Source organism: Rahnella sp. ChDrAdgB13 (genome assembly GCF_017655185.1).
Lineage (GTDB): Bacteria > Pseudomonadota > Gammaproteobacteria > Enterobacterales > Enterobacteriaceae > Rahnella > Rahnella contaminans.
In genome coordinates this window covers 1-1,279 of the sequence record NZ_JAEMGT010000197.1, presented here as the reverse complement: position 1 = coordinate 1,279, position 1,279 = coordinate 1, and the positions used below count along the sequence as shown (strand labels likewise).

3 protein-coding genes are annotated in these 1,279 nt (G+C 61.0%); all 3 read left to right on the top strand.

Translation table 11 applies throughout. The features are described 5' to 3' along the window. Genes J8X26_RS26510 through J8X26_RS26500 form a run of 3 tightly spaced genes read left to right on the top strand, consistent with a single transcriptional unit; the run spans position 1 to position 1,261 of the window. Positions 1–174: a Mu-like prophage major head subunit gpT family protein gene (locus J8X26_RS26510; protein WP_280118849.1), complete on the top strand. Its 174-nt coding sequence runs from the start codon at positions 1–3 to the stop codon at positions 172–174. Positions 175–176: 2 nt separating this feature from the next. Further along, a complete protein-coding gene (locus J8X26_RS26505; RefSeq protein WP_208952516.1) occupies positions 177–611 on the top strand; it encodes a gp436 family protein in 435 nt (144 codons plus the stop codon). Next, a complete protein-coding gene (locus tag J8X26_RS26500) occupies positions 611–1,261 on the top strand; it encodes a DUF1834 family protein (protein WP_208952515.1) in 651 nt (216 codons plus the stop codon). Before J8X26_RS26505 ends, J8X26_RS26500 begins: the two co-directional genes overlap by 1 nt. The last annotated feature ends 18 nt before the right edge of the window (positions 1,262–1,279 follow it).

Sequence of the window (1,279 nt, the reverse complement as noted above, 5' to 3'; positions counted from 1 at the left end):
CTGAAGCCGTTTATTTTCCAGATGCGCAAAAAACCGGTGTTTGTTTCACAGGTGACCTCCGACAGCGACAGCGTGTTTATGCGTGCTGAATACCTGTTCGGCGTCGAAGCGCGCGGTGCTGCTGCCTACGCCTTCTGGCAGATGGCCGTCGGCTCAACCGGCACGGGAGCGTAATCATGTACGCCACCCGCAGCGATATGGTCAGCCGGTTTGGTGAGAAAGAAACCCGCCTCATCACGGACGTTGACGGCACCGGTGACATTAATGACGACGTGCTGGGCTACGCCCTGCGGGCGGCATCGGATGAAATCGACGGCTATATCGCCGGGCGTTACACCCTGCCGCTGGCGACGGTGCCGCCCATCCTCACCGGCATTGCATGTGATATTGCCCGTTACCGCCTGACTGGCACGGAACGCCAGTGCGAGGAAGAAATCCGCGACCGCTACCGCGACGGCATCCGCTATCTGGAAAAGGTGGCTAAAGGTGACGTCACGCTGGGCGCGGCCTCATCGGGCGGCGCGGCGGTGCCGTCCTCATCGGTGGGGATCATGTTTACGGCAGGAAGCAATAACTGGTCGCGAGGCCGCACGGGCGGAGGGTGCTACTGATGATTACGCAAATTGAACAGGCCATCGCTGACAGGCTGAACCAGGGGCTGAACACCGGTCAGGGGGGCATGGTTCGCCAGGTCACCACGTACGGCGGCGAGCTGGAAGATATCGGCGAAATCCTCCGCGTGCTGCCGGGCGCCTGGGTCACGTTTAAAGGCGTGACCAGCTGCAAGCCGGTCAGCACCTCGCAGCGACGGTGGCGTGTCTTTGGTGATTTTGCCGTGTTTGTTGCCTCGCGCAGCGTGCGCAGCGAAACCGCTCAGCGCGAAGGTGGCCCGGTACTGGATGAACCGGGCTGCAACCTGATTGTAGAGAGCGTGCGCCGCCTGCTGATTGGGCAGGACGTGGGGTTACCTATCGCCTGTCTGCGCCCTGGGCGGGTCGCCAACCTGTTTCGCAAGGCGTACCGGGAAGGTGCGGTAAGCGTTTACGTGTGTGAGTTCTCAACGCACTGGTACGAAGATGCGCTGGAGAACGGACGCTGGCCTGCACCGGAAGGCAGTTCAGACCCGGATTATGTCTTTGCCCAGTACTGCGGACGACTCGATAAACCGTATCCGGCGCACGATTCAACGGCGGGCACCTTTACCACCCCGTCCGGCGTCACGGTCACCGACGTGGTGAAAACGGAGAAGAAAGATGATTAAGGTTATTGCCCGTAAGGG